Raw genomic sequence first — 24,346 nt, 5'->3', positions numbered from 1 at the left:
GACGTGACGTGGCGAACGACGCCAGCACCGTTTTCGACCTAGTGATCCTCGGCGGTGGTAGCGGTGGTTACGCCGCGGCCCTGCGCGGGGCGCAGCTGGGCCTGGACGTCGCCCTGATCGAGAAGAGCAAGCTCGGCGGCACCTGCCTGCACAACGGCTGCATTCCCACCAAGGCCCTGCTGCACGCCGGCGAGATCGCCGACCAGGCGCGCGAGGCCGAGCAGTTCGGTGTCAAGACCTCGTTCGAGGGCATCGACATCGCGGGCGTCCACAAGTACAAGGACGACGTCATCGCCGGCCTGTACAAGGGCCTGCAGGGCCTGGTCGCCTCCCGCAAGGTGACCTACATCGAGGGCGAGGGCCGGCTGTCCTCCCCGACCTCCGTCGACGTCAACGGCCGCCGCGTGCAGGGCCGTCACGTCCTCCTGGCGACCGGCTCCGTGCCGAAGTCGCTGCCGGGCCTGGAGATCGACGGCAACCGCGTCATCTCCTCCGACCACGCCCTCGTCCTGGACCGCGTGCCCAAGTCCGCGATCATCCTCGGCGGCGGCGTCATCGGTGTCGAGTTCGCCTCCGCGTGGAAGTCCTTCGGCGCGGACGTGACCGTCATCGAGGGCCTGAAGCACCTCGTCCCGGTCGAGGACGAGAACTCCTCCAAGCTCCTCGAGCGCGCCTTCCGCAAGCGCGGCATCAAGTTCAACCTGGGCACCTTCTTCCAGAAGGCCGAGTACACCCAGGACGGTGTCAAGGTCACCCTCGCCGACGGCAAGGAGTTCGAGGCCGAGGTCCTCCTCGTCGCCGTCGGGCGCGGCCCGGTCTCGCAGGGCCTGGGCTACGAGGAGGCCGGGGTCGCCATGGACCGCGGCTACGTCCTCGTCGACGAGTACATGCGCACCAACGTTCCGACCATCTCCGCCGTCGGCGACCTGGTCCCGACCCTCCAGCTCGCGCACGTCGGCTTCGCCGAGGGCATCCTGGTGGCGGAGCGTCTGGCCGGTCTGAAGACCGTCCCGATCGACTACGACGGTGTCCCGCGGGTGACGTACTGCCACCCGGAGGTCGCCTCCGTCGGCATCACCGAGGCCAAGGCCAAGGAGATCTACGGCGCGGACAAGGTCGTCGCTCTGAAGTACAACCTGGCGGGCAACGGCAAGAGCAAGATCCTCAAGACCGCGGGCGAGATCAAGCTCGTCCAGGTCAAGGACGGTGCCGTGGTCGGCGTCCACATGGTCGGCGACCGCATGGGCGAGCAGGTCGGCGAGGCCCAGCTGATCTACAACTGGGAGGCGCTGCCGGCCGAGGTCGCCCAGCTCATCCACGCCCACCCGACGCAGAACGAGGCGCTCGGCGAGGCCCACCTGGCCCTGGCCGGCAAGCCGCTTCACTCCCACGACTGACGCCCTCAGTCACCGGGCGCGACGACACAGACTTCCGCTTCTCCCCGGTTCCCGGCTCCTCGGGAACCGGGCGGGGAACCCATCCGTAAGGAGCAACCGAAACCATGGCGGTTTCCGTAACCCTTCCGGCGCTCGGTGAGAGCGTCACCGAGGGCACTGTCACCCGCTGGCTGAAGGCCGAGGGCGAGCGCGTAGAGGCCGACGAGCCGCTGCTCGAGGTGTCGACCGACAAGGTCGACACCGAGATCCCGGCCCCCGCCTCCGGCGTGCTGGCCTCGATCAAGGTCGCCGAGGACGAGACGGTCGAGGTCGGCGCCGAGCTGGCCCTGATCGACGACGGCTCCGGCGCCCCCGCGGCCGCCCCGGCCCCCGCCGCCGAGGCCCCGGCGGCCGAGCCCGAGCCGGCCCCGGCCGCCGCTCCGGCCGCCCCCTCCACCGAGCAGGCCGCCCCAGCCCCGGCTCCGACCGCCGAGGCCACCGCCGGCGCCGGCTCCGCCGAGGGCACGGACGTGGTCCTGCCCGCGCTCGGCGAGTCCGTCACCGAGGGCACCGTCACCCGCTGGCTGAAGTCGGTCGGCGACTCCGTCGAGGCCGACGAGCCGCTGCTCGAGGTCTCCACGGACAAGGTCGACACCGAGATCCCGGCGCCCACCTCCGGTGTGCTGCTGGAGATCACGGTCGGCGAGGACGAGACCGCCGAGGTCGGCGCCAAGCTCGCCGTCATCGGCGCCCCGGGTGCCGCTCCCGCGGCCGCCGAGGCCCCCGCCGCCCCGGCTCCGGCGCCCGCCGCCGAGGCCCCGGCCGCTCCGGCCGCCCCCGCGGCTCCGGCTGCTCCCGCCCCGGCTCCCGCCCCGGCCCCGGCTCCCGCTCCGGCCCCCGCCGCTGCCGCCCCGGCCCCGGCCCAGCCCGCGGCTCCGGCCCCGGCTCCCGCTCCGGCCGCGCCCGCCCCGGTCACCCCGGCCCCGGCTGCCGCTCCGGCCGCCGCCCAGGCGACCGACGAGGGTGCGTACGTGACCCCGCTGGTGCGCAAGCTCGCCGCCGAGAACGGCGTGGACCTGTCCACCGTCAAGGGCACCGGCGTCGGCGGCCGCATCCGCAAGCAGGACGTCCTCGCCGCCGCCGAGGCCGCGAAGGCCGCCGCGGCCGCCCCGGCCGCCGCCCCCGCCGCCGCCGCGAAGAAGGCCCCCGCCCTGGAGGCCTCCCCGCTGCGCGGCCAGACCGTGAAGATGCCGCGGATCCGCAAGGTCATCGGCGACAACATGGTCAAGGCCCTGCACGAGCAGGCCCAGCTGTCCTCAGTGATCGAGGTCGACGTCACCCGGCTGATGAAGCTGCGCGGCCGCGCGAAGGACTCCTTCGCCGCCCGCGAGGGCGTCAAGCTCTCCCCGATGCCGTTCTTCGTCAAGGCCGCCGCCCAGGCGCTGAAGGCCCACCCGGCCGTCAACGCCCGGATCAACGAGGCCGAGGGGACCATCACCTACTTCGACACCGAGAACATCGGTATCGCGGTGGACTCCGAGAAGGGCCTGATGACCCCGGTCATCAAGAACGCCGGCGACCTCAACCTCGCCGGTATCGCCAAGGCCACCGCCGACCTGGCGGGCAAGGTCCGGTCCAGCAAGATCACGCCGGACGAGCTGTCCGGTGCGACCTTCACCATCAGCAACACCGGCTCGCGCGGCGCGCTGTTCGACACGATCATCGTGCCGCCGGGTCAGGTCGCGATCCTCGGCATCGGCGCCACCGTCAAGCGCCCGGCCGTCATCGAGACCGAGGAGGGCACGGTCATCGGCGTCCGCGACATGACCTACCTGACCCTCTCCTACGACCACCGCCTGGTGGACGGCGCCGACGCCGCCCGCTACCTGACGGCGGTCAAGGCGATCCTCGAGGCCGGCGAGTTCGAGGTCGAGCTCGGGCTCTGAGCCACCGACAGGCGATCGAGGCCTGCGGCGCCCCCGTCCGGAGTTTCCGGGCGGGGGCGCCGCTTTTGTCGGCCCCCGCGGCGTGTAAGCCTCGTCTCACCTGCAGGAAAGCGCCGCCGTGCGCCCTCCCCGCGCGGTCTCGCGGCCGTATTGTCTAAGCGTCAACGCCCCCGGGGGCCCTGGGCCCCTCCTTAAGGAGCCCTCATGACCGCGCCCGTCGTCCACTCGCTGCGCGAGCAGATCCGCGAGCACATCGTGGAGGGGATCGTCAGCGGGCGCTGGAAGCCGGGCGAGCGGATCGTCGAGCGGCGGATCGCGACCGAGCTGGAGGTCAGCCAGACGCCGGTGCGGGAGGCGCTGCGCGAGCTGGAGTCGCTGCGGCTGATCGAGTCGGCGCCGAACAAGGGCGTGCGGGTGCGCAACCTGACCGCGGCCGACCTGGAGGAGAGCTACCCGGTCCGGGCCGGTCTGGAGGCCATCGCGGCGGAACTGGCCGCCGACCGGCTGGCCGAGGACTGCTCGGCCCTGGAGCCGCACGTGGCCGCCCTGTACGACGCGGACCGCCGGGCGGACGGCACGGCCCAGGTGCGGCACACGGTGGGCTTCCACCGGGAGCTGGTCCGCGCGGCCGGCAACTCGGTGCTGCTGCACACCTGGGAGGGCCTCGGCATCGAGGTGTTCACGGCGCTGTCCATCCGCTGGCTGGGCACGGTCCAGCAGTCGTACGCCGAGGAGCACCAGGAGCTGGTGGAGGCGTTCAAGCGGCGGGACCCGCGGATCGCCGAGCTGGTCAAGGCGCACGTGCTGGGTTGCGCGCCGCGGGCCTGACGCAGCCGAGCATCCGCGCGCTCACCTGCGGAAACCGTTCCACAACGCGGCACGCGGTGCCCACCCCCAAGGCACCGCGTGCCTACTTTCTCGTGATCAAGAGGTTTTCGCCCTCAACCCTTTGATCGATCATCGATCAGGGAGTTAGAGTCACGACGGACTCCCACCGGAGCCCCCGCCCTGTCCTGCCAAAGACCAAGGGCACCCCCGAACCCTTACCGATGAGGGAACCCCCTTCGACTGAGGAAGGCGGCGACATGACCGACCCCAACGCCATCCAGCCGAGCGCGCTCGACCAGCTCCCGGACCGTGACCCGGAGGAGACCGCCGAATGGCAGGCCTCCCTGGACGCGGTCGCCAAGGCGGCCGGGCCGCACCGTGCCGCGTACCTGATGCGCCGCACGCTGGAGCGCGCCGAGGGCGCCGGCATCGCGCTGCCGAAGCTCCTCGAGACGGACTACGTCAACACCATCCCCACCGCCGCCGAGCCGTCCGTGCCCGGTGACGAGGAGATGGAGCGGAGGATCACCGCCTGGAACCGCTGGAACGCGGCCGCGATGGTGACCCGCGGCAGCAAGCACGGCGTGGGCGGCCACATCGCCACCTTCGCCTCCGCGGCCTGGCTGTACGAGACCGGCTTCAACCACTTCTTCCACGGCAAGGAGCGGGACGGCTCCGGCGACCAGCTGTACATCCAGGGCCACGCCTCCCCCGGCATCTACGCCCGCGCCTTCCTCGACGGCCGCCTGGACGAGACGCACCTGGACAACTTCCGCCAGGAGGCCGGCGGCAACGGCCTGCCCTCGTACCCGCACCCGCGCCGCCTGCCCTGGCTGTGGGAGTTCCCCACCGTCTCCATGGGCCTGGGCCCGCTCTCGGCCATCTACCAGGCGCGCTTCAACCGCTACCTCACCAGCCGGGGCGTCAAGGACGTCTCCGCGTCGCACGTGTGGGCGTTCCTCGGCGACGGCGAGATGGACGAGCCGGAGTCGACGGCGGCCCTCGCGCTCGCCGCCCGTGAGGAGCTGGACAACCTCACCTTCGTCATCAACTGCAACCTGCAGCGCCTCGACGGCCCGGTCCGCGCCAACTTCAAGATCGTGCAGGAGCTGGAGGCCCAGTTCCGGGGCGCCGGCTGGAACGTCGTGAAGTCGCTGTGGGGCACGGCCTGGGACGAGCTGTTCGCCCTCGACACCACGGGCGCGCTGGTCCGCCGCCTGCGCGAGGTGCCGGACGCCCAGGTCCAGACGTACCAGACCCGCGGCGCGGCCTACATCCGCGAGGACTTCTTCGGCAAGGACCCGGCGCTCGCCGAGATGGCGAAGCTGCTGAGCGACGACAAGATCCTCGAGTGCTTCCACCTCTCCCGCGGTGGCCACGAGGCGCGCAAGGTCTACGCCGCGTACAAGGCCGCCGTGGAGCACAAGGGCGCGCCGACCGTGATCCTGGCCCAGACGGTCAAGGGCCACACCCTCGGCGAGGGCTTCGCGTCGAAGAACGCCAACCACCAGATGAAGAAGCTGACGGTGGACGAGTTCAAGGCGATGCGCGACCTGCTCGAACTGCCCATCCCGGACAGCGCCTTCACCGACGGCCAGGTGCCCTACGGCCACCCCGGCGCCGACTCCCCCGAGGTCCGCTACCTCCAGGAGCGCCGCGCGGCCCTCGGCGGCCCTGCCCCGGCCCGCCGGGTGCACCCCGTCGCCCCGCTGCCCGCCCCCGCCGAGAAGGCGTTCGCGGCCTTCGACAAGGGCTCCGGCACGCAGAACGTCGCCACCACGATGGCGTTCGTGCGCCTGGTCAAGGACCTGGTCCGGGACAAGGAGACCGGGAAGCGCTGGGTGCCGATCGTCCCCGACGAGGCGCGCACCTTCGGCATGGAGTCGCTGTTCCCCTCGCTCGGCATCTACTCGCCCAAGGGCCAGACGTACGAGCCGGTCGACCGCGACCAGTTGATGTACTACAAGGAGGCCGAGAACGGCCAGATCCTCAACGAGGGGATCACCGAGGCCGGTTCGATGGCCGACTTCATCGCCGCGTCCACCGCGTACGCGACGCACGGCGAGGCGATGATCCCGTTCTACATCTTCTACTCGATGTTCGGCTGGCAGCGCACCGCCGACCAGATGTGGCAGCTCGGCGACCAGCTCGGCCGCGGCTTCCTGGTCGGCGCCACGGCCGGCCGCACCACGCTGACCGGTGAGGGCCTCCAGCACGCCGACGGCCACTCCCCCGTCATCGCCGCGACCAACCCGGCGGCGCTGACCTACGACCCGGCCTTCGCGTACGAGGTCGCGGCCATCGTCAAGGACGGCCTGCGCCGCATGTACGGCGAGGCCGCGCCGGGCGAGGACCAGAACGTCTTCTACTACCTCACCGTCTACAACGAGCCGCTGCCGCAGCCCGCGAAGCCGGCCGGTCTCGGCATCGACGAGGGCATCGTCAAGGGCCTGTACCGCTTCAACACCGCCGAGTCGGCCGGCCTGACGGTCCCGGCGAACGCCCCGCGGATCCAGCTGCTGGGCTCCGGTACGGCGATCCACTGGGCGCTCTCGGCCCAGAGGCTGCTCGCCGAGGAGTGGGGCGTGGCCGCCGACGTGTGGTCCGCTACGTCCTGGAGCGAGCTGCGCCGGGACGCCCTGGACGCGGACGCCGCGCTGCTGCGGGGCGAGGAGCGGGTGCCGTTCGTCCGGCAGGCGCTGCAGGGCGCCGAGGGCCCGGTCCTCGCGGTCTCCGACTACATGCGGCAGGTCCCGGACCAGATCGCGCAGTGGGTCGAGCAGGACTGGTCCTCGCTGGGCGCCGACGGCTTCGGCCTGTCGGACACCCGTGAGGCCGCCCGCCGCCACTTCGGCGTCGACGCCGAGTCGATCGTCGTGGCGGCCCTGGCCCAGCTCGTCCGGCGCGGCGAGGTGAAGACCTCGGCGGTCAAGGAGGCCCGGGAGAAGTACGGCCTGTAGGCAGGCCTCCGGCCGGTCGCCTCGAACGGCCGGCCGCAGCGAACGAAGGGGTACGGCGGACGCCGTACCCCTTCGTCGTCCGCCCGCGCCCGGCCATCATGAAGCCATGCGTGCCGCCCGACTGATCAAGATGGTGCTGCTGCTGCAGTCCCGGCGTTCCATGACCGCCGCCGAGCTCGCCCGCGAACTGGAGGTGTCGGAGCGGACCGTCGCAAGAGACGCGCAGGCGCTGTCGGAGGCGGGGGTGCCGGTCTACGCGGACCGGGGGCGGGCCGGCGGATACCGGCTGGTCGGCGGATACCGCACGCGGCTGACCGGGCTGGCCCGCGACGAGGCCGAGGCGCTCTTCCTGAGCGGGGTGCCGGGCGCGCTGCGCGAGATGGGGCTGGAGGACGCCGCCTCGGCCGCCCGGCTGAAGGTGTCCGCGGCGCTGCTGCCCTCGCTGCGCGACGCCTCACGGACCGCGGCCCAGCGCTTCCACCTGGACGCGCCCAGCTGGTTCCGCGAGCCGCGGACGCCCGGGCTGCTGCCCGCGGTGGCGGACGCGGTGTGGGACGACCGGCGGATCGCCGCCCGCTACCGGCGCGGGCGGGAGGAGGTCGCCCGGGAGCTGGAGCCGTACGGGCTCGTGCTCAAGGCGGGCGTCTGGTACCTGTGCGCCCGGGTCGCCGGGCACGGCGCCTTCCGGGTGTACCGGATCGACCGGTTCACCGCCGTGGAGCCCGGCGAGGAGCGGTTCGAGCGGGACGGAGAGTTCGATCTGCCCGCCTTCTGGGAGGAGCGGGCCGGGCAGTTCGCGCGGTCGATCCTGCGCGCGGAGGTCGTGGTGCGGCTGTCCGCGGAGGGCGTACGGAGACTGCCGTACGCCGTCGACGCCCTCGCCGCCGGGGAGGCGCTGGCCTCCGCGGGCGGTCCCGACGAGGACGGGCGGGTGACGGTGACCCTCCCGGTGGAGTCCGAGGAGGTCGCCCACACCCAGCTCACGGCGCTCGGGCCGGAGGTGGAGGTGGTGGCCCCGGTGGAGCTGCGGGAGCGTTTCGCACGCGACGCGGCCCGGATCGCCGCGCTGTACCGCCCATAACAATCCGCCGCACTCCACGTGCGCCCCCTGCCCGGCTGCCCGATGCTTGAACCCGTGATGGACGAGACGGAGTTCTGGGAGCTGATCGACGACACCCGCGAGGCCGCCGAGGGCGACCCCGAGGACCAGGCCGATCTGCTCGTCGAACGGCTGCTCGAACAGGACCCGGAGCAGGTCCTGGACTTCGCCCGTCACTTCGAGTCCCGCTACAACCGCGCCTACCACTGGGACCTGTGGGGCGCCGCCTGGGTGCTGCTGGACGGGGCGAGCGACGACGCGTTCGACTTCTTCCGGTGCTGGCTGATCGGCCAGGGCCGGGAGGTGTTCGAGGGCGCCCTGCACGATGCGGACGCGCTCGCCGACCTGCTCGCGGACTTCGACGAGGAGATCGACGGCGACGGCGAGGACCTCGGCTACGCGGCGGACGAGGCCTACGAACAGCTCACCGGGACCGTCGCCCCCGACCTCGGCATCCCGCCCGCCCCGGCCGAGCCGGAGGGCACGCCGCTCGACTTCGAGGACGACCGGGCGCTCGCCGAGCGCTACCCGAAGCTGTGGGACCGCTTCCGCGAGCCGGGGGCGTAGATTCCGGGGCGGCCCCGAGGCCGACCGGGGGCGCGGGTCCCGGGGCGGCGGCGCGGGTCCCGGAGAACGCGGGTCCCCGAGGGCGCGGGTCCCGGGGGGACGCGGATGTCTCAGGTCCTGCCCTGGAGCCGGGCCGCGGCCTGCCGGATGGCCGGGAGGCGGTCGTTCAGCGCCGCGCCCGGGCAACTGGTCATGTAGCCGTCCTTGTGCCCCGCGAGGGCGGGGAGCACGGCGGCGGTGCCCGTCCGGTACCGGCTGTGGCCGTTGCTGGACACCAGCCGCACGCGGCTGCGCGGGTCGATGTCGGCCAGGCCCAGCTTCCAGGCGGCCAGCGCGGCGATCGCGTCGGTCATGGCCCGCGGCACCTCGGCCCCGGCGGTGAAGGTGCCGAGGGCCGCGATCCCCGCGGTGCGGTGGTTGAAGCCCTGGGTGTGGGCGCCGGTGACGGCCCGGTCGACCCCGCCCGCGCGGCCCTCGAAGATCGTGCCGCACCGGTCGACGAGGAAGTTGTAGCCGATGTCGTCCCAGCGGCGGGCGCCGGTCTGGCCCGCGTAGAGGTAGCGGATGATGCGCGGGCTGTCGGCGCAGTCGTAGCCGTTGGGCGAGTCGGTGTGGTGGACGAAGACGGCGACCACCTTGTCGTCGTAGCGCGGCGCCGGCTGGGTGTGCCGGGCGGTGTCGTCCAGCCAGACCGACCGGGGCACGATGTGCGGCCGGGGGGCCGCGTGCGCGGAGGCGGCCGAGTGGGTGTCGGCCGACCGGGCGGGCTCGTCGGCGCCGGCCGCGAGCGCCTCCGAGGACGCCGTCACCGCACGGTCGATCCCACTGGCGCACAGCACCAGCGCGGCGGCGGCGGCGAGACCGGGCAGACAGCACAGCACCACGACGGCCCCCCGGCGCGGCCGCCCCGGGCACCGCGGGTCCCACAAGCCCGTCCGGAACCACCGGCCCGTGCGAAGCCACCGATCTTTCAGGCTTTTGAGGACTCTCCGCTTTTTACGTACTTTCCGGACTTCATTGCCGAAAAAGCGCATGATCTCACTGTCGGCCCGATCCGGTCCGTCCGCGATGTGTGTTGTGCCACCCGGTGGAACCATCATCCCGGTCCGGGACGTTTCCGGGGGTACACGTACACGTGGCCGGTTCCCGTTCCCACGTACGCGTGGCTCATCGCAGGGCCCGTCCCCCACGTACTGAGGGGTCCGAGAGAAAGGCGGCGTGAGTGGACCTGCTCGACCTCCTGCTGTTGCTGGTCATCGTCGTCTACGCGGCCTCCGGCTACCGGCGCGGGCTGGTGGCCGGATGCGTCTCGCTGGCCGGGTTCGTGGGCGGCGCGGTCGTCGGCGTGTGGCTCCTGCCGTGGGTGATGCAGCTCGTCACGCGCGGTTCGGCGGCGGCCACGGTGACCGCCGTACTCACCGTGCTGGTCCCGGCGGCCGTCGGGCACGAGCTGGCGGGGCGGCTGGCGGTGCGCCTGCGGCGCGAGCTCGACCGGCCCGGCCGGGGGCCGCTCCGGGTGGCCGACGGGATCGGCGGGGCCGCGGCCAACTCGGTGGCCGTGCTGATCGTGGCCTGGGTGGCCGCCAGCGTCCTGGGCGCCTCCTCCTCCCCGGTGGTGACCACGGCGATCCGCGACTCGACGGTGCTGGGCGCCGTGCAGGAGGCGATGCCCGACACCACGCCCGCCTGGTTCTCGCGCGCCACCTCCGCGCTCACCGAGGCGGGCTTCCCGCAGGTCTTCAACCCGTTCGAGAACGAGCCGGCGGCGGGCGTCGCCGAACCCTCCGGCGACAGCGTGACGGCGAGCGCCACCAAGGCCGCCCTGCTCAGCACCGTCAAGATCGAGGGCTCCTCGGGCAACCAGGGCCGCGAGGGCAGCGGCTTCGTGTTCGCGCCGCAGCACGTGATGACCAACGCGCACGTGGTCGCGGGCATCGACGCCCCGTCCGTCCGGATCGGCGGCGTCGGACGGTGGTACCAGTCGCGGGTGGTGCTCTTCGACCCGAACCGGGACGTGGCCGTGCTCTACGTACCCCGGCTGCACGCCCCCGTGCTGCGCTTCGACGGGACCGCCCGGCACGGCGACACGGCGGTGGTCGCGGGCTATCCGCAGGGCGGCGACCTGAACCTCCAGGCGGCGACCGTCGCCGGGCGGATCCGGGCGACCGGCCAGAACATCTACAGCGACACCACGGTCACCCGCGAGATCTACTCCATCCGCTCCACCGTCCGCCCCGGCAACTCCGGCGGCCCGCTGCTGACCCCCGGAGGCCGGGTCTACGGCGTGGTCTTCGCCCGCTCGACCTCCGACGGAGAGACGGGGTACGTGCTGACGGCCGCCGAGGTCGCCTCGGACGCGCGGCGGGCGGCGGACGCGACGGCCCCGGTGGACACCGGCGCGCTGGTCACGTCGTGAGCCCGTCCGGGCCCGGCAGCTCCAGGGAGCGTCCCATCAGCACGTCGTCGACGTACTCGCCGTCGATCAGGAACTCCTGTGGGAGGACGCCCTCCACCACGAACCCCTCGGAGGCGTAGAGCGCGCGGGCGGGGGTGTTGTGCCCGAGGACCCGCAGGGTGATCCGCCGGGCGCCCTGCCGGCGCGCCTCCTGCTGCGCCGCCCGCAGCAGGGCCCGGCCCACCCCGGCGCCGCGCGCCTCCTCGGCGACGGCGAGCCCCTGGATCTGGCGGACGTGCGCGTTGCTGGCGAGGGGGGTCGGGAAGCCCAGCCGGATGTAGCCGACGAGGGTGCCGCCGAGCTCGGCGACGAGGTGCTCCCGGGGCCCGCACCGGTCGCCGAAGAACGGCGGGTGGGGCTCGCGGGGGCGGCCCTGGACGGAGTGCAACGGGGACCAGGCGGCACGGTCGAGCCGGCCGAGGGTCTCCTCGTCGTCGAACCTGGCCTGTCGTATGGAGGGGTACGGAACCGGCATGAGGATCACCCTACGGCGGGGGCGGTGCGGCCTACGGGAGATTTTCCGGGGGTACGGGGCACGATGAGCCCATGGAACGTCAGCGAATCGCGGTGGCCGGGGCGTCCGGGCTGATCGGCAGGGCTCTGGCGCGGTCCCTGACCGCCGACGGGCACGAGGTGGTGCGCCTGGTGCGCCGGGCGGCCCAGAGCGCGGACGAGGTGTGCTGGGATCCCGGCGGGCAGTACGTGGACGCGGCCGGGCTGGCCGGCTGCGACGCCGTGGTCAACCTGGCGGGCGCGGGAGTGGGCGACCACCGCTGGACGGACGCGTACAAGAAGGAGATCCGCGACAGCCGGGTGCTCGGCACGGCGGCGCTCGCCGAGGCCGTGGCCTCGCTCGACACGCCCCCGCGGGTCTTCGTCAGCGGCAGCGCGATCGGCATCTACGGCGACACCGGCGACCGGGCCGTCGACGAGGACGCGCCGCCCGGGGACGGCTTCCTGCCCTCGGTCTGCGTGGAGTGGGAGGAGGCCGCGGCGCCCGCGCAGGAGGCGGGGGTGCGGACGGTGTTCGCGCGCACCGGACTGGTGGTGTCCGGTGAGGGCGGCGCGTGGGGGCGGCTGTTCCCGCTGTTCAAGGCGGGGCTGGGCGGCCGGATCGGCGACGGCCGGCAGTACTGGTCGTTCATCGCGCTGCACGACGAGGTGGCGGCGCTGCGGCACCTCATCGACACGGAGGGCCTGTCCGGGCCGGTCAACCTGACCGCGCCGAAGCCGCTGACGAACCGTGAGATCACTGCCGCGATGGGTCGGGTGCTGCACCGGCCGACGCTCTTCCCGGTGCCCGCCTCCGCGCTGCGGGTGGCGCTCGGGGAGATGGCCGGGGACGTGCTGAGCAGTCAACGGGTGGTGCCCAGGCGGCTGTTGGAGTCGGGGTTCACCTTCGCGTTCCCGGAGATCGAGGAGGCCGTCCGGGCGGCCCTGTGACGCCTGAGTTTCCTGCCGCGTTTTCCTCCGCGATCCTTTACGGCCGTATGCGACCGCCGTGCGACCGTGCCCTGCCCATGCGCGACTGACCCTGACCGGTCACGGCCCTAATGTCGACCCGAACTCGGGTATTCCTCAAGCCGGTTGAGGGCATCACTGCTCCACCGGTCGCGCAACCTCGAGGAGGGGCACGTGCTTGAGCCCGCGTACCAGGCGGATGTCGTCGTGGTGGGAGCCGGGGTCGCCGGACTCTCGGCGGCGCATCGACTGACCAGCGCAGGAGTAACGACCGCAGTCCTGGAGGCCGCCCCTTACGTGGGCGGCCGCATGTCGACGGAGAAGGTCGACGGCTTCCGGCTCGACCGTATCGGGCAGTTGCTGTCCACGTCGTATCCCGAACTGGACCTCAGTCCCGGGCTCGACGCGCTCGTGCTGCGCCCCTTCGCGCCCGGGGTGCTGCTGCACAGCGGCGGACGGCATCACCGGGCGGGCGCACCGGCGGGCGGGGGGAGCGCGAGGAGCGCACTTCATGCGGTGCGCGCCCTCGCGAGCGCCCCCCGGCCGCCGGCTCCGCCCCGGCTCCGGGCCGTCGTCCCCTTCCGGCCCGTCTCCGCCGTCCGGACCCGGACGGGCGCTCCGCTGGGCACCGCGGTGGACCAGGCCCGGCTCGGCCCGGCGCTCGCCCGGATCGCGGGCACCCCGGTGCAGCGTCTGCTGGCCCGGCCGGAGATGCCCGCCGGGCAGGCGCTGGCGGCACGCGGGCTGCCCGGCCGTACCGTCGACGGCTTCCTGCGGCCGCTGCTGGCCGCCCTGCTGTGCGACCCGGACCTCACCACGTCCAGCCGGTGCGCGGACCTGGCGCTGCGCGCCTTCGCGAGCGGCCGGCTGTGCCTGCCGGAGGGCGGCGCGGAGGTGCTGCCGGAACTGCTCGCCCGGACGCTGCCGCCCGGGACCGTGCACACCGGCGTCCGCGTCACCTCGGTCTCCACCACGGCGGTGACCACCGCCGAGCACGGCGTGGTCCGCTGCCGTGCCGTGCTGCTCGCGACGGACGCGCGCGCCGCGGCCGAGCTGCTGCCCGGGCTGCGGGTGCCGGACTTCCACCCGGTGACGGTGGTGCACCACACGACGGACGAGCCGCCGGAGACGGGCGGGCACCTGCTGCTGGACGCGGACCGCGGCGGGCCGGTCGCCCACACGTCGGTGGTCAGCCGGGTCGACCCGGCCCGCGCGCCGGCCGGGCGGGCCCTGGTGTCCTCCACGGTCCTGGGCACTCCCCCGGCCGGGGTCGACACCGCCGTGCGCATCCACCTGTCCCGCCTGTACGGGACCTCGACGGCGCGCTGGGAGACCCTCGCGGTGCACCACACCGCCGAGGCCGTGCCCGCCATGCGCCCCCCGCACGACCTGCGGCGCACGGTGCGGCTGCTGGCGGGCCTGTACGTGTGCGGCGACCACCGGGACACGAGCACCGTCCAGGGTGCCCTGCACTCCGCGCGCCGGGCCGCGGCGGCGATCCTGACCGACCTCGGAGCAGGCCGCCCGCTCCACCGGGCGGACCCGGCCGCGACACCCCCGAGGGCCGAGGCGGCCTGAACACCCGCGGGGGCGGCGGCCGCGGGCACTCCGGACCACCCGGCGGCCGCCGCTCACCCACCGGGACCGCCGCCGGGGGCCCGGGCTCGTCCCGCGCCCCCCCGCTCGCGCACTCCCGTACGCGCACACTCCCCGACACCGCGCCCGCCCCCGGGCCCCGGAACCTCCCGCCCCTCGGAACGCGGCACCCGCCCGGCACCCCGCACACCAAGCACCCGGGCACCCGCCCGGTCCCCCGGCACCCCGGCACCCCGGCACCCCGGCACCCCGGCACTTGCTCAGCACACATCAGGCGCCGTGTCCTCGGCACCTCGCGCCCCGGCACCCGACCAGCCCACCAGGCACCCCGTACCCCGCACCCCGACACCCGCCCGGAACGCATCGAGCCCCGTGCCGCGAGCGAGCCGCGTGCCGCCGTCGGTCAGCCCAGGGCAGCCACCTTGTCCCGGTAGGTGCGTACCGGGGGCGCGTCCCGGTAGGGCTCCAGACGGCGCTCGAAGTCGCGGACGTACTCGATCGCGCGGACCGAGCGCATCTCGGCCGCCTGGCCGGCCGCCTCGGCGCCCAGCTGACAGGCCTGGTCGAGGTCGCCGAGGGCGAGGCGGGCGGTGGCGAGGACGACGCGGCAGAACAGGCGGCTGCGGGCGTACGCCGGGGCGCGCAACTGGAGCGCGCGCTCGGCGTGCTGGGCGGCGGCGCGGTACTGCTGCAGGTCCCGGTGGCAGTGGCCGAACTCGTCGGCGAGCTGGGCCTCGTCGAAGAAGCGCGCCCAGTACGGCACCTCGTCACCGGGCCGGGCGGTCTCCAGGGCCCGCTCGGCCCGCACCAGGGAGGTGGTGCAGGCGCGCACCTCGCCGAGCACCCCGTGCCCGCGCGCCTCCGCGGCGTGCAGCAGGGCCTGCACGCCCGGCGCGGCGGAGCTGCCGAGCCCCTGCTGGGCGACGCGGGCCAGCTGGACGGCCTCCCGCCCGTGCCCGAGGTACACGGCCTGCCGGCTCATGGTGACCAGCACATAGGCGCCGTACGGCCGGTCCCCGGCGGTCTGCGACAGACGCAGCGCCTGCACGAAGTAGCGCTGGGCGAGCCCGTGCGCGCCGATGTCGTACGACGTCCAGCCGGCCAGCCGGGTCAGGTCGGCGGCCGCGCCGAACAGCCGGCGCCCGGTCTGCTCCCCGTAGCTGCCGCGCAGCATCGGCTCGCACTCGTGCTCCAGGTAGCGCACCAGCGCCTGGCGGGCGTGGCCGCCGCCGTACATGTCGTCCAGGCTGCGGAACAGCTCGCCGACCGAGCGCAGCGCCGAGATGTCCCCGGCGGTGACCCGCTGGCCGGGGCCGCGGTCGGCCTGGCCGCGCTGCCGGGGCATGAACGGCACCGGCCGCTCGCCCGCGGCCGGCGGCCTGCCCACCGGGCGGCCCTGCGGGGGGACCCGGGCGCCGGGCGCCTCCGCCCGCCCGACCCGCTCGTCGGCCCGCCCGATCAGCCAGTCCCGGCTGGGCACGACCAGGCCGGCGGGGGTGAAGGCGATCTTGCGGAGCTCGGCGTGGCTGCCGGAGTCCTTGCGCCACAGCCCGCTGACGATGTCGACGGCCTCCTCCGGGGTGGCGGCGAACTCCAGCCCCGCGTACACCGGGGCGCAGGCGTCCAGGCCGAGGTCCTGCGCGGTCAGGCGGCGGCCCAGGCGCCGGGTGAAGACCTCGGCGATCAGGGCCGGCGTGGTCCCTCGGGGCTGCTGCCCGCGCAGCCAGCGGGTGACCGACGTCTTGTCGTATCTCAGGTCCAGTCCGTGTTCGAGGCCGAGCTGGTCCACACGACGGGCCAGACCTGCGTTGGAGAACCCCGCTTCTGCGATGAGCGCGGCGAGCTGGCGGTTGGGAGTGCGCTGCGCGGGTCGTTCCGTCATCTGCGGTGCGGTCTCCTGCCTTTCGGGCCCCCGCAACGGCCGCTGCGGTGCCCGGATTGCCTGTGAGCAGCCCTTACGGCCTCGTGAACGGCGCGAATGTAGCGGAGCGTAAGCACGTGATCGCATGCTTCGACCGGCATTCATCCGATCGTGTGAGGATTGACCCCGAGGCTGACGCGTGGCGGCCGGACGTACAGTTGCGTGGGCGCGTTTCGTGCCTTACGACCTTCCAGGGAGGCACTTGCCGTGAGTGAGTTGCGGTTCGTCCGCATGGGATTCGGTGCCGAGGCCGTGGACTACCAGGTGGCCTGGGACGAACAGCGCCGGGTGCACGCCGCCCGGTTCGCGGACGAGATCCCCGACACCGTGCTCCTCCTGGAGCACCCGCCGGTCTACACGGCGGGCCGGCGCACGGAGGACAGCGAGCGGCCGCTGGACGGCACGCCCGTGATCGACGTGGACCGCGGCGGCAAGATCACCTGGCACGGGCCGGGCCAGCTGGTCGGCTACCCGATCCAGAAGCTGCCGCGCCCGGTGGACGTGGTGGCGCACGTGCGGCGCCTGGAGGAGGCGCTCATCCGCACCTGCGCGGAGTTCGGCCTCGCGACCACCCGGGTCGAGGGCCGCAGCGGGGTGTGGGTGCTCGGCGACCCGGTGGAGCAGCGGCCCTCGCTCGGCGGGCTGTCCCTGGACTTCGACCCGCGGCTGACCGACGACGAGTTCGACCCGCGCCTCAACGGCCCGGAGTACGCCCCCTCCAACGCCGGCCAGCGGCGCGAGGACCGCAAGATCGCCGCGATCGGCATCCGCGTGGCCAAGGGCGTCACGATGCACGGCTTCTCGCTGAACGTGAACCCGGACAACGTCTGGTTCGACCGCATCATCCCCTGCGGGATCCGGGACGCCGGCGTCACCTCCCTGGCCAACGAGCTGGGCCGCGACGTGCCGGTCGAGGAGGTGCTCCCGGTCGTCGAGCGGCACCTGCGCGACGTACTGGAGAACGCCGAGCTGAAGCCCCGGGAGATCGAGAAGACGCCGGCGGCGTGAGGAAGCCCGTGGAGGAGCCGACACCCACACAGGCATTCAATTCCACGGGCGTACCCTAGAGGGCGCCGAAGAATCAAACGCTAGGGAGCTGGTCGTGTCCGCAGTCGCACCCGACGGACGCAAGATGCTGCGCCTGGAGGTCCGCAACAGCCAGACCCCCATCGAGCGCAAGCCCGAGTGGATCAAGACCCGGGCGAAAATGGGCCCCGAGTACACGAAGATGCAGAACCTCGTGAAGAGCGAGGGCCTGCACACGGTCTGCCAGGAAGCCGGCTGCCCGAACATCTACGAGTGCTGGGAGGACCGCGAGGCGACCTTCCTCATCGGCGGCGACCAGTGCACCCGGCGCTGCGACTTCTGCCAGATCGACACCGGCAGGCCCGAGGCCCTCGACCGCGACGAGCCCCGCCGGGTGGGCGAGTCCGTGGTCACCATGGACCTCAACTACGCCACCATCACCGGCGTCGCCCGCGACGACCTGGAGGACGGCGGCGCCTGGCTGTACGCGGAGACCGTGCGGCAGATCCACCGGCAGACGGCGGACCGCGAGGCCGGCCGGACCAAGGTGGAGCTGCTCGCCCCCGACTTCAACGCGGTCCCGGAGCAGCTCGCGGAGGTCTTCTCCGCCCGCCCCGAGGTCTTCGCGCACAACGTCGAGACCGTGCCCCGGATCTTCAAGCGGATCCGCCCCGGCTTCCGCTACGAGCGCTCGCTGAAGGTCATCACCGAGGCCCGCGACTTCGGCCTGGTCACCAAGTCCAACCTGATCCTCGGCATGGGCGAGACCCGCGAGGAGGTCGGCGAGGCGCTCCGGCAGCTGCACGACGCGGGCTGCGAGCTGGTCACCATCACCCAGTACCTGCGTCCGAGCGTGCGCCACCACCCGGTGGAGCGCTGGGTGAAGCCGCAGGAGTTCGTCGAGCTGAAGGAGGAGGCCGAGCAGATCGGTTTCTCCGGCGTGATGTCGGGCCCGCTGGTGCGTTCGTCGTACCGTGCCGGCCGCCTGTACCAGATGGCCGTCGAGAAGCGGGGCAGCTTCGCCGCCACCCAGGCCGTCTGACCGTCCGTCACCCGCCCTGCCCCGCAAGGGAACGGCTAGCGTGTGAATTCGCGCACAAGAACCTACCGCTCGGTAGTGGCCGATATGACGCGGTCCCGACCGTCGCCGCAGATGAGGGCGTCCGTCGGGGCCGCGTCAGTCTTTTGGCCCGCACCGCCGGGGTTTCATCGGTGTTTGACCGTTCGGTCACGTCCTGGTAACACCAAACAGTGACGCTGGACTCACACCCCGTACACCGCGAGCCCTTTCAAGGGGGGACCTCCACCATGCAGGCCGCGCCCGTTCGCGCCACCGCGATCCCGTCCTTCACCGACGCGCTGCGCGCCGTCGAGTCCCTGCTCATGAGCAGCGGCCAGCGCACCGCCCGCCGCAACGCCTGGACGTCCGTCCTGGAGGACCGCCGCCGCGCCAAGGACCGCGTCGAGACCCAGCTCTTCCTCGAGCAGGCCGGCTCCGGCCGCTCCTGACCCGCCCCGCGCCCCTCCCGGGGCACTGCCGTCGTCGGGTGCTCCCGGGGCCACGTAGACTTCGTGCCATGGCGAGGAAGGACAACGCAGCCGAGGCTGCCAATGCCGGGCGACTGAAGCAGATCGCTCTGACCTACAAGATGACCCGTAAGGCCGACAAGAAGATCGGTCTTGTACTCGCGGCTGTCGGCATCATCACCTTCGGTGTCTTCCTCGCGATCGGTTTCCTGATCGGGCACCCCGTCTACCTCGGCATCCTCGGAGCCCTGCTCGCCTTCCTGGCGGCGGCGATCGTCTTCGGACGCCGGGCCGAGCGTGCCGCCTTCGGGCAGATGGAAGGCCAGCCGGGCGCCGCCGCGGCGGTGCTGGAGAACATCGGGCGGGGCTGGACCACCACCCCGGCGGTGGCGATGAACCGCAACCAGGACGTGGTGCACCGCGCGGTCGGCAAGGCCGGCATCGTGCTGGTCGCCGAGGGCAACCCGAACCGGGTGAAGGGCCTGCTCGCCGCCGAGAAGAAGAAGATGGCCCGCATCGTGGCGGACGTCCCGGTGCACGACGTGATCGTCGGCACCGGCGAGGGCCAGGTCGAGCTGAAGAAGCTGCGCACCACCATGCTGAAGTTCCCGCGCGTGCTGACCGGCCCGCAGGTCACCGCCACCAACGACCGGCTGCGCGCCCTGGGCGACCTGATGAGCAACATGCCGCTGCCGAAGGGCCCGATGCCCAAGGGGATGCGGATGCCCAGGGGCGGCCCGAAGGCACGCTGACGCCACCCGCACCCCGTCGGACGTCACCGCGTACGACGGACCTCACCGCATACGACGTGGGGGCACCCGGAGCGTTCCGGGTGCCCCCACGTCGTATGCGGCGGGGCCCTGCACGGGAGGGATCCCGGGCACTCCGGCCTAGATCCGCACCTCGACCGTGCGGGCCAGCCGGTCGTGCAGGCCGCGGCCGTCGCGGTCCCAGACCAGGGCCGGGATCGCCAGGCACAGCAGGGCCGTGCGCAGCAGGGCGCGCAGCGGGTTCACCCGGCCGGTGTCCAGGGCCACCACGCGCAGGCCGAACAGGCGCTTGCCGGGGGTCGAGCCGATCGTGCCGACGGTGAGCGCGCCGAGCACGAAGAAGATCAGCAGCGCCCAGTTGCCGGTGCCCTGGTCATAGCCGTGGGTGATGAGACCGTATGCGATCAGCAGGCACAGGCCCCAGTCGACGGCGACGGCGCCCAGCCGCCGCCCCGGGCGGGCGATCGAACCCGGTCCCCGCTCCGGCAGACCCAGCTGTTCACCCCGGTAACCGAAGTCGGCTCCGGCGTCCTCCGCGGCCGCGCGCGGTCCGGAGAGCCACGACCCGATTGCTTGCCTGTTGTCCACCCGTCCACGGTACTGCGACCCTGTATGTACGAGACACGGCGGGGTGACCACACCGTGACCGCACCCGAGCCGGTTAACTTCTGCGAAACAAATGAGTCACGCCCGAGAAACCACCCGTCCCTAGGGTCGAGTGCAGCGTGTGCCACCGCACTGGCCGCACGAACGATCTACCACCCCGGCGGGACGGTCGGGAGTAGGAGGAGCTGGATGTTCCAGAACGCCGACGAGGCCAAGAAGTTCATCGCGGACGAGGACGTCAAGTTCGTCGACGTCCGGTTCTGCGACCTGCCGGGCGTCATGCAGCACTTCACGGTGCCCGTTGAGGCGTTCGACCCGGACGAGGAGCTCGCCTTCGACGGATCGTCGATCCGTGGTTTCCAGGCGATCCACGAGTCCGACATGGCCCTGCGCGCCGACCTGTCGACGGCCCGTGTCGACCCGTTCCGCCGGGACAAGACGCTCAACATCAACTTCTTCATCCACGACCCGATCACGGGCGAGCAGTACTCCCGTGACCCGCGCAACGTGGCGAAGAAGGCCGAGGCGTACCTCGCGTCCACCGGGATCGCCGACACCGCCTACTTCGGCCCCGAGGCCGAGTTCTACGTCTTCGACTCCGTGCGCTTCGAGACCAGCGCGAACGAGTCCTTCTACCACATCGACTCCGAGGCCGGCGCCTGGAACACCGGCGCCCTGGAGAACAACCGCGGCTACAAGGTCCGCTACAAGGGCGGCTACTTCCCGGTGGCCCCGGTCGACCACTTCGCCGACCTGCGCGCCGAGATCTCCCTGGAGCTGGACCGCGCCGGCCTGAAGGTCGAGCGCCAGCACCACGAGGTGGGCACCGCCGGCCAGGCGGAGATCAACTACAAGTTCAACACGCTGCTCGCCGCCGCCGACGACCTCATGCTCTTCAAGTACATCGTGAAGAACGTGGCCTGGCGCAACGGCAAGACCGCGACCTTCATGCCGAAGCCGATCTTCGGTGACAACGGCTCGGGCATGCACGTGCACCAGTCGCTGTGGACCAACGGCGACCCGCTGTTCTACGACGAGGCCGGCTACGCGGGCCTGTCGGACACCGCCCGCTACTACATCGGCGGCATCCTCAAGCACGCCCCGTCGCTGCTGGCCTTCACCAACCCGACGGTGAACTCCTACCACCGCCTGGTTCCGGGCTTCGAGGCCCCGATCAACCTGGTGTACTCGCAGCGCAACCGCTCCGCCGCGATGCGTATCCCGATCACCGGCTCGAACCCGAAGGCCAAGCGCGTCGAGTTCCGCGCCCCGGACTCCTCCGGCAACCCGTACCTGGCCTTCTCGGCCCTGCTGCTGGCGGGTCTGGACGGCATCAAGAACAAGATCGAGCCGGCCGAGCCGATCGACAAGGACCTCTACGAGCTGGCTCCCGAGGAGCACGCGAACGTGGCGCAGGTCCCGACCTCCCTCGGCGCCGTCCTCGACCGCCTCGAGGCCGACCACGAGTTCCTCCTCCAGGGCGACGTCTTCACGCCCGACCTGATCGAGACGTGGATCGACTACAAGCGCACGAACGAGATCGCCCCGCTGCAGCTGCGTCCGCACCCGCACGAGTTCGAGCTCTACTTCGACGTGTGACAGACGCCGCGCCGCGCGACACTGAGGGCCGCCACCCGATCGACTCGGGTGGCGGCCCTCGGCCTGTCCGTCAGCCCAGCCAGATCACCACGGCGCCGCCCCTGCCGTAGTAACCGTTGTCGTAGCCCCAGTAGCCGTTGTTGTAACCGCCCCAGTAGCCGTAGCCGTAGTAGCAGTCGTCGTCGTCCCACCAGCCACCGTAGTAACAACCGCCGTAGTGGGTGGGAGCCTTGGCCGGTGCGGCCGCCGATGCCGTGCCCGCGGCGCCGATGGCGGCGCCGCCGGCCAGCAGGACGCCGATGGCGGACATGGCGAAGAGACGCCTCACGCGTGGTGCGTTCATCGATGTACCTTCTTTCCACCCTCGTGCGGTGCTTCGGAGGCACGGGACGGACTGCCGCGGCCGCGGCGGGAAGGGATGGCGCGGCCCTCGGTGCGATGCCACCGCCTGCGCGACGACGCTGTCGCTCCCCGGTCGAGGGGGATCTCGCAGCGGCGGGCGTACCCCCGGTTGTCGACTCTCTCCGATTCAGGCTAGTCGCCGCTCGACCGCCCAGCATCTTGGGCCGAACGAGGTACGCGATCGCCGTGCAACCTTCGGCGCCGCCCGACGTCCTACACAGCGGGGCTCTTCCCGGGCCGCTCCGCTGGACGAGAAAGGTGAACGGGGATGTCCGAACAGGACCACTGGGAGCGCGAGTTCGATCACCGGTGGGCGAACGCCGCCGATCACAAGGAGCCCTCCGCGCGGGCCCGGATGCTGGCCGCCCGCTGGAAGCACAGCCCGCCGGGCCCGGTGCCCTTCCGTGCCGACCCGGACCCGGTGGCCCCACGCCGGTCGTCGTGGGTGTCGACCGTCGCGGTGCTCGGCTGCGTGGCCGCGGTGATCCTTCTCCTCGGGTACGCCCAGATGCGCACGGGGTACTAGCACATCGGGACCTTTTGCCCCGGCCAGGGCCGTTCGGGACCCGTTCATGGGCCACGGCGGGTGCACACTGGACAGCGGGACGAGTGCCTGACTGCGGGGTGGTGCAGATGCAGAGCCGCTTCCGGAGCGATCGGCGGCTGACCGTGCGCATGGGGGTCACGCTGTTCCTGCTCGGGCTGCTGTACGTGGCGTTCGTGGCCGCGCTGATCGTGTTGCTGAAGTCCTGGGTGCTGGTCGTGGTGATCGCGGCGGCCGTGCTCGCCGCCCAGTACTGGTTCTCCGACCGGATCGCGCTGTTCGCGATGCACGGCCGGGTGGTGGAGCGCGAGGAGTGTCCGGAGCTGCACGCGGTGGTGGACCGGCTGTGCGCCATGGCGGACATGCCCAAGCCGGTGGTCGCCGTATCCGACATGGGCATGCCGAACGCGTTCGCCACCGGGCGGAACCCGGACAACGCGGTGGTGTGCGTGACCACCGGACTGCTGCGGCGGCTGGAGCCGGCGGAGCTGGAGGGCGTGCTCGCGCACGAGTTGTCGCACGTCGCGCACAAGGACGTGGCCGTGATCACGATCGCGTCCTTCCTGGGCGTGATCGCGGGCCTGATCGTGCGGTTCGCCTTCTACTCGGAGCTGTTCGGCGGACGGGGGCGCAAGGACCAGAACACCCTCGTGGTCTTCGCCGCGGTGATGGGCGTCTCGGCGGCCGTGTACGCGATCAGCTTCCTGCTCATCCGGGCGCTGTCCCGGTACCGGGAGCTGGCCGCGGACCGGGCGGCGGCGCTGCTGACCGGCCGGCCCTCGGCGCTCGCCTCCGCGCTCACCAAGGTCACCGGCGACATCGCGCGGATCCCGACGAAGGACCTGCGGACCGCGCAGGCCTTCAACGCCTTCTACATCACCCCGGCGCTGGGCTCCGAACCCGGCCTGGCACGCCTCTTCTCCACCCACCCGAGCCTGGACCAGCGGCTGGAGCAACTGGGCCGTATCTCGGCGGAGCTGGGTGAGGCGGCGACGCCCGGGAAGGCGGGCTGAGGATGGGGCTCCTCGACATCCTGCTCGGCCGTACGAAACCGGTCGCGCCCGATCTGGACCGCCTCTTCGCGCTCCCGTCGGCGGCGGTGACCCTCGAGGCCGCCGTCGGATTCACGCCGACCGGGCGCGGCGCGGTCTGCTTCGCCACGGTCGAGGGCGCGGCCTTCGAGCAGACGCACCGCGAGGTCCAGGACCTTCTGGACGCCGACGCCGGCCGGGCCGGCTCGCACGTGGAGCTGACCCGGGACGCCTACGGCTACTCCTGGCTGGTCTCCCGCCGCACCCCGGACCAGCTCCCGGATCTCGTCAACGACCTCCACGCCGTGAACAGTTCGCTGGAGGCCGGCGGCTTCGGACCCCAACTCCTCTGCTCCCTCACCGGCTTCACGGACGGCACCGGCCGCAGACTCGCACTGGTGTACCTCTACAAGCGGGGCACCTACTACCCGCTGTGTATACGCTCTGGCCAGCACCAACGTGACAACGCGCTGGAGCTCCAGGTGGCCGCCCTTCTGGAGAACGACCTTCACATCGAGAAGGACAAGACCCGCTGGTTCCCGCTCTGGGACGCGCCCGGCCTGAGCGACTGAAGTCACCCGAAGGTGTCTACGAACACAAACAAGCCTTGTACCGGCGGCGTAGGCACATAC

Annotated in this window: 22 protein-coding genes; 17 read left to right on the top strand and 5 right to left on the bottom strand. The window is 72.5% G+C overall.

Annotated elements, in window-relative coordinates:
- Positions 1–8 precede the first annotated feature (8 nt).
- The 6 genes from lpdA (at position 9) to ACIPM1_RS01920 (ending at position 8,776) form a co-directional block, all read left to right on the top strand.
- Positions 9–1,397, top strand: a complete 1,389-nt coding sequence (gene lpdA / locus ACIPM1_RS01945) for a dihydrolipoyl dehydrogenase (protein ID WP_356193247.1) — start codon at positions 9–11, stop codon at positions 1,395–1,397.
- A 104-nt stretch (positions 1,398–1,501) separates the two neighbouring features.
- The gene (gene sucB, locus ACIPM1_RS01940; RefSeq protein WP_402427596.1) at positions 1,502–3,322 is read left to right on the top strand and encodes a 2-oxoglutarate dehydrogenase, E2 component, dihydrolipoamide succinyltransferase; all 1,821 of its coding nucleotides are present in this window, start codon (positions 1,502–1,504) and stop codon (positions 3,320–3,322) included.
- 204 nt (positions 3,323–3,526) lie between these two features.
- The gene (locus tag ACIPM1_RS01935; RefSeq protein ID WP_356193241.1) at positions 3,527–4,150 is read left to right on the top strand and encodes a GntR family transcriptional regulator; all 624 of its coding nucleotides are present in this window, start codon (positions 3,527–3,529) and stop codon (positions 4,148–4,150) included.
- Positions 4,151–4,407: 257 nt separating this feature from the next.
- Positions 4,408–7,110, top strand: coding sequence for a pyruvate dehydrogenase (acetyl-transferring), homodimeric type (aceE, locus tag ACIPM1_RS01930; RefSeq protein ID WP_402427593.1), 2,703 nt, complete (start codon positions 4,408–4,410; stop codon positions 7,108–7,110).
- A gap of 106 nt (positions 7,111–7,216) precedes the next feature.
- The gene (locus ACIPM1_RS01925) at positions 7,217–8,191 is read left to right on the top strand and encodes a helix-turn-helix transcriptional regulator (RefSeq protein ID WP_402427590.1); all 975 of its coding nucleotides are present in this window, start codon (positions 7,217–7,219) and stop codon (positions 8,189–8,191) included.
- A gap of 57 nt (positions 8,192–8,248) precedes the next feature.
- A complete protein-coding gene (locus tag ACIPM1_RS01920) occupies positions 8,249–8,776 on the top strand; it encodes a DUF4240 domain-containing protein (RefSeq protein ID WP_402428150.1) in 528 nt (175 codons plus the stop codon).
- A 110-nt stretch (positions 8,777–8,886) separates the two neighbouring features.
- Here ACIPM1_RS01920 and ACIPM1_RS01915 read toward each other — a convergent pair whose 3' ends face one another.
- Positions 8,887–9,660: a peptidoglycan recognition protein gene (locus tag ACIPM1_RS01915; protein ID WP_402427587.1), complete on the bottom strand. Its 774-nt coding sequence runs from the start codon at positions 9,658–9,660 to the stop codon at positions 8,887–8,889.
- 338 nt (positions 9,661–9,998) lie between these two features.
- Here ACIPM1_RS01915 and ACIPM1_RS01910 point away from each other — a divergent pair, with 338 nt between their 5' ends.
- Positions 9,999–11,192 carry a MarP family serine protease gene (locus tag ACIPM1_RS01910; protein WP_402427584.1) on the top strand — a complete coding sequence of 398 codons (1,194 nt, stop codon included), beginning with the start codon at positions 9,999–10,001 and terminating at the stop codon, positions 11,190–11,192.
- Here the strand turns inward: ACIPM1_RS01910 and ACIPM1_RS01905 are convergent.
- A complete protein-coding gene (locus tag ACIPM1_RS01905; RefSeq protein ID WP_356193228.1) occupies positions 11,182–11,706 on the bottom strand; it encodes a GNAT family N-acetyltransferase in 525 nt (174 codons plus the stop codon). The genes ACIPM1_RS01910 and ACIPM1_RS01905 overlap by 11 nt on opposite strands.
- Before the next feature lie 71 nt (positions 11,707–11,777).
- Here ACIPM1_RS01905 and ACIPM1_RS01900 point away from each other — a divergent pair, with 71 nt between their 5' ends.
- Positions 11,778–12,674, top strand: coding sequence for a TIGR01777 family oxidoreductase (locus tag ACIPM1_RS01900; protein WP_402427581.1), 897 nt, complete (start codon positions 11,778–11,780; stop codon positions 12,672–12,674).
- A gap of 192 nt (positions 12,675–12,866) precedes the next feature.
- Positions 12,867–14,270, top strand: a complete 1,404-nt coding sequence (locus tag ACIPM1_RS01895) for an NAD(P)/FAD-dependent oxidoreductase (RefSeq protein WP_402427577.1) — start codon at positions 12,867–12,869, stop codon at positions 14,268–14,270.
- A 421-nt stretch (positions 14,271–14,691) separates the two neighbouring features.
- Here the strand turns inward: ACIPM1_RS01895 and ACIPM1_RS01890 are convergent, their stop codons facing one another.
- Positions 14,692–16,170 carry a regulator gene (locus ACIPM1_RS01890; RefSeq protein ID WP_402427574.1) on the bottom strand — a complete coding sequence of 493 codons (1,479 nt, stop codon included), beginning with the start codon at positions 16,168–16,170 and terminating at the stop codon, positions 14,692–14,694.
- 246 nt (positions 16,171–16,416) lie between these two features.
- On the opposite strand from ACIPM1_RS01890, the gene lipB reads away from it, so the two are divergent.
- The 4 genes from lipB (at position 16,417) to ACIPM1_RS01870 (ending at position 19,514) form a co-directional block, all read left to right on the top strand.
- On the top strand, positions 16,417–17,217 hold the full coding sequence (lipB, locus tag ACIPM1_RS01885; RefSeq protein ID WP_402427571.1) for a lipoyl(octanoyl) transferase LipB: 801 nt from the start codon (positions 16,417–16,419) through the stop codon (positions 17,215–17,217).
- A 94-nt stretch (positions 17,218–17,311) separates the two neighbouring features.
- Positions 17,312–18,277, top strand: coding sequence for a lipoyl synthase (gene lipA, locus ACIPM1_RS01880; RefSeq protein ID WP_356193218.1), 966 nt, complete (start codon positions 17,312–17,314; stop codon positions 18,275–18,277).
- Between the two features lie 266 nt (positions 18,278–18,543).
- Positions 18,544–18,744 (top strand): hypothetical protein, encoded by a 201-nt coding sequence (locus ACIPM1_RS01875; protein WP_356193216.1) that lies wholly within the window; start codon positions 18,544–18,546, stop codon positions 18,742–18,744.
- A gap of 68 nt (positions 18,745–18,812) precedes the next feature.
- On the top strand, positions 18,813–19,514 hold the full coding sequence (locus ACIPM1_RS01870; RefSeq protein WP_402427566.1) for a DUF4191 domain-containing protein: 702 nt from the start codon (positions 18,813–18,815) through the stop codon (positions 19,512–19,514).
- Positions 19,515–19,652: 138 nt separating this feature from the next.
- On the opposite strand, the gene ACIPM1_RS01865 is transcribed toward ACIPM1_RS01870, so the two are convergent.
- Positions 19,653–20,120, bottom strand: a complete 468-nt coding sequence (locus tag ACIPM1_RS01865; RefSeq protein ID WP_402427563.1) for an RDD family protein — start codon at positions 20,118–20,120, stop codon at positions 19,653–19,655.
- A 207-nt stretch (positions 20,121–20,327) separates the two neighbouring features.
- Between ACIPM1_RS01865 and glnA the strand changes: the two genes are divergently transcribed.
- Complete coding sequence (gene glnA, locus ACIPM1_RS01860) at positions 20,328–21,737, top strand: type I glutamate--ammonia ligase (protein ID WP_356188313.1); 1,410 nt, start codon at positions 20,328–20,330, stop codon at positions 21,735–21,737.
- A gap of 70 nt (positions 21,738–21,807) precedes the next feature.
- Here the strand turns inward: glnA and ACIPM1_RS01855 are convergent, their stop codons facing one another.
- A complete protein-coding gene (locus tag ACIPM1_RS01855; protein ID WP_402427560.1) occupies positions 21,808–22,080 on the bottom strand; it encodes a hypothetical protein in 273 nt (90 codons plus the stop codon).
- 327 nt (positions 22,081–22,407) lie between these two features.
- Here ACIPM1_RS01855 and ACIPM1_RS01850 point away from each other — a divergent pair, with 327 nt between their 5' ends.
- The 3 genes from ACIPM1_RS01850 to ACIPM1_RS01840 all read left to right on the top strand — a co-directional run bounded on the left by ACIPM1_RS01850 (position 22,408) and on the right by ACIPM1_RS01840 (position 24,286).
- Complete coding sequence (locus ACIPM1_RS01850) at positions 22,408–22,665, top strand: hypothetical protein (RefSeq protein ID WP_402427557.1); 258 nt, start codon at positions 22,408–22,410, stop codon at positions 22,663–22,665.
- Positions 22,666–22,772: 107 nt separating this feature from the next.
- Positions 22,773–23,696, top strand: a complete 924-nt coding sequence (gene htpX / locus ACIPM1_RS01845) for a zinc metalloprotease HtpX (protein WP_402427554.1) — start codon at positions 22,773–22,775, stop codon at positions 23,694–23,696.
- Between the two features lie 2 nt (positions 23,697–23,698).
- A complete protein-coding gene (locus ACIPM1_RS01840; RefSeq protein WP_402427551.1) occupies positions 23,699–24,286 on the top strand; it encodes a hypothetical protein in 588 nt (195 codons plus the stop codon).
- The last annotated feature ends 60 nt before the right edge of the window (positions 24,287–24,346 follow it).

The organism is Streptomyces sp. NPDC086766 (genome assembly GCF_044746005.1).
In the GTDB taxonomy this organism is placed as follows: Bacteria; Actinomycetota; Actinomycetes; order Streptomycetales; family Streptomycetaceae; genus Streptomyces.
The sequence above is the reverse complement of the archived record's forward strand: the minus strand, read 5'-3'. Positions and strand labels throughout refer to the sequence as shown.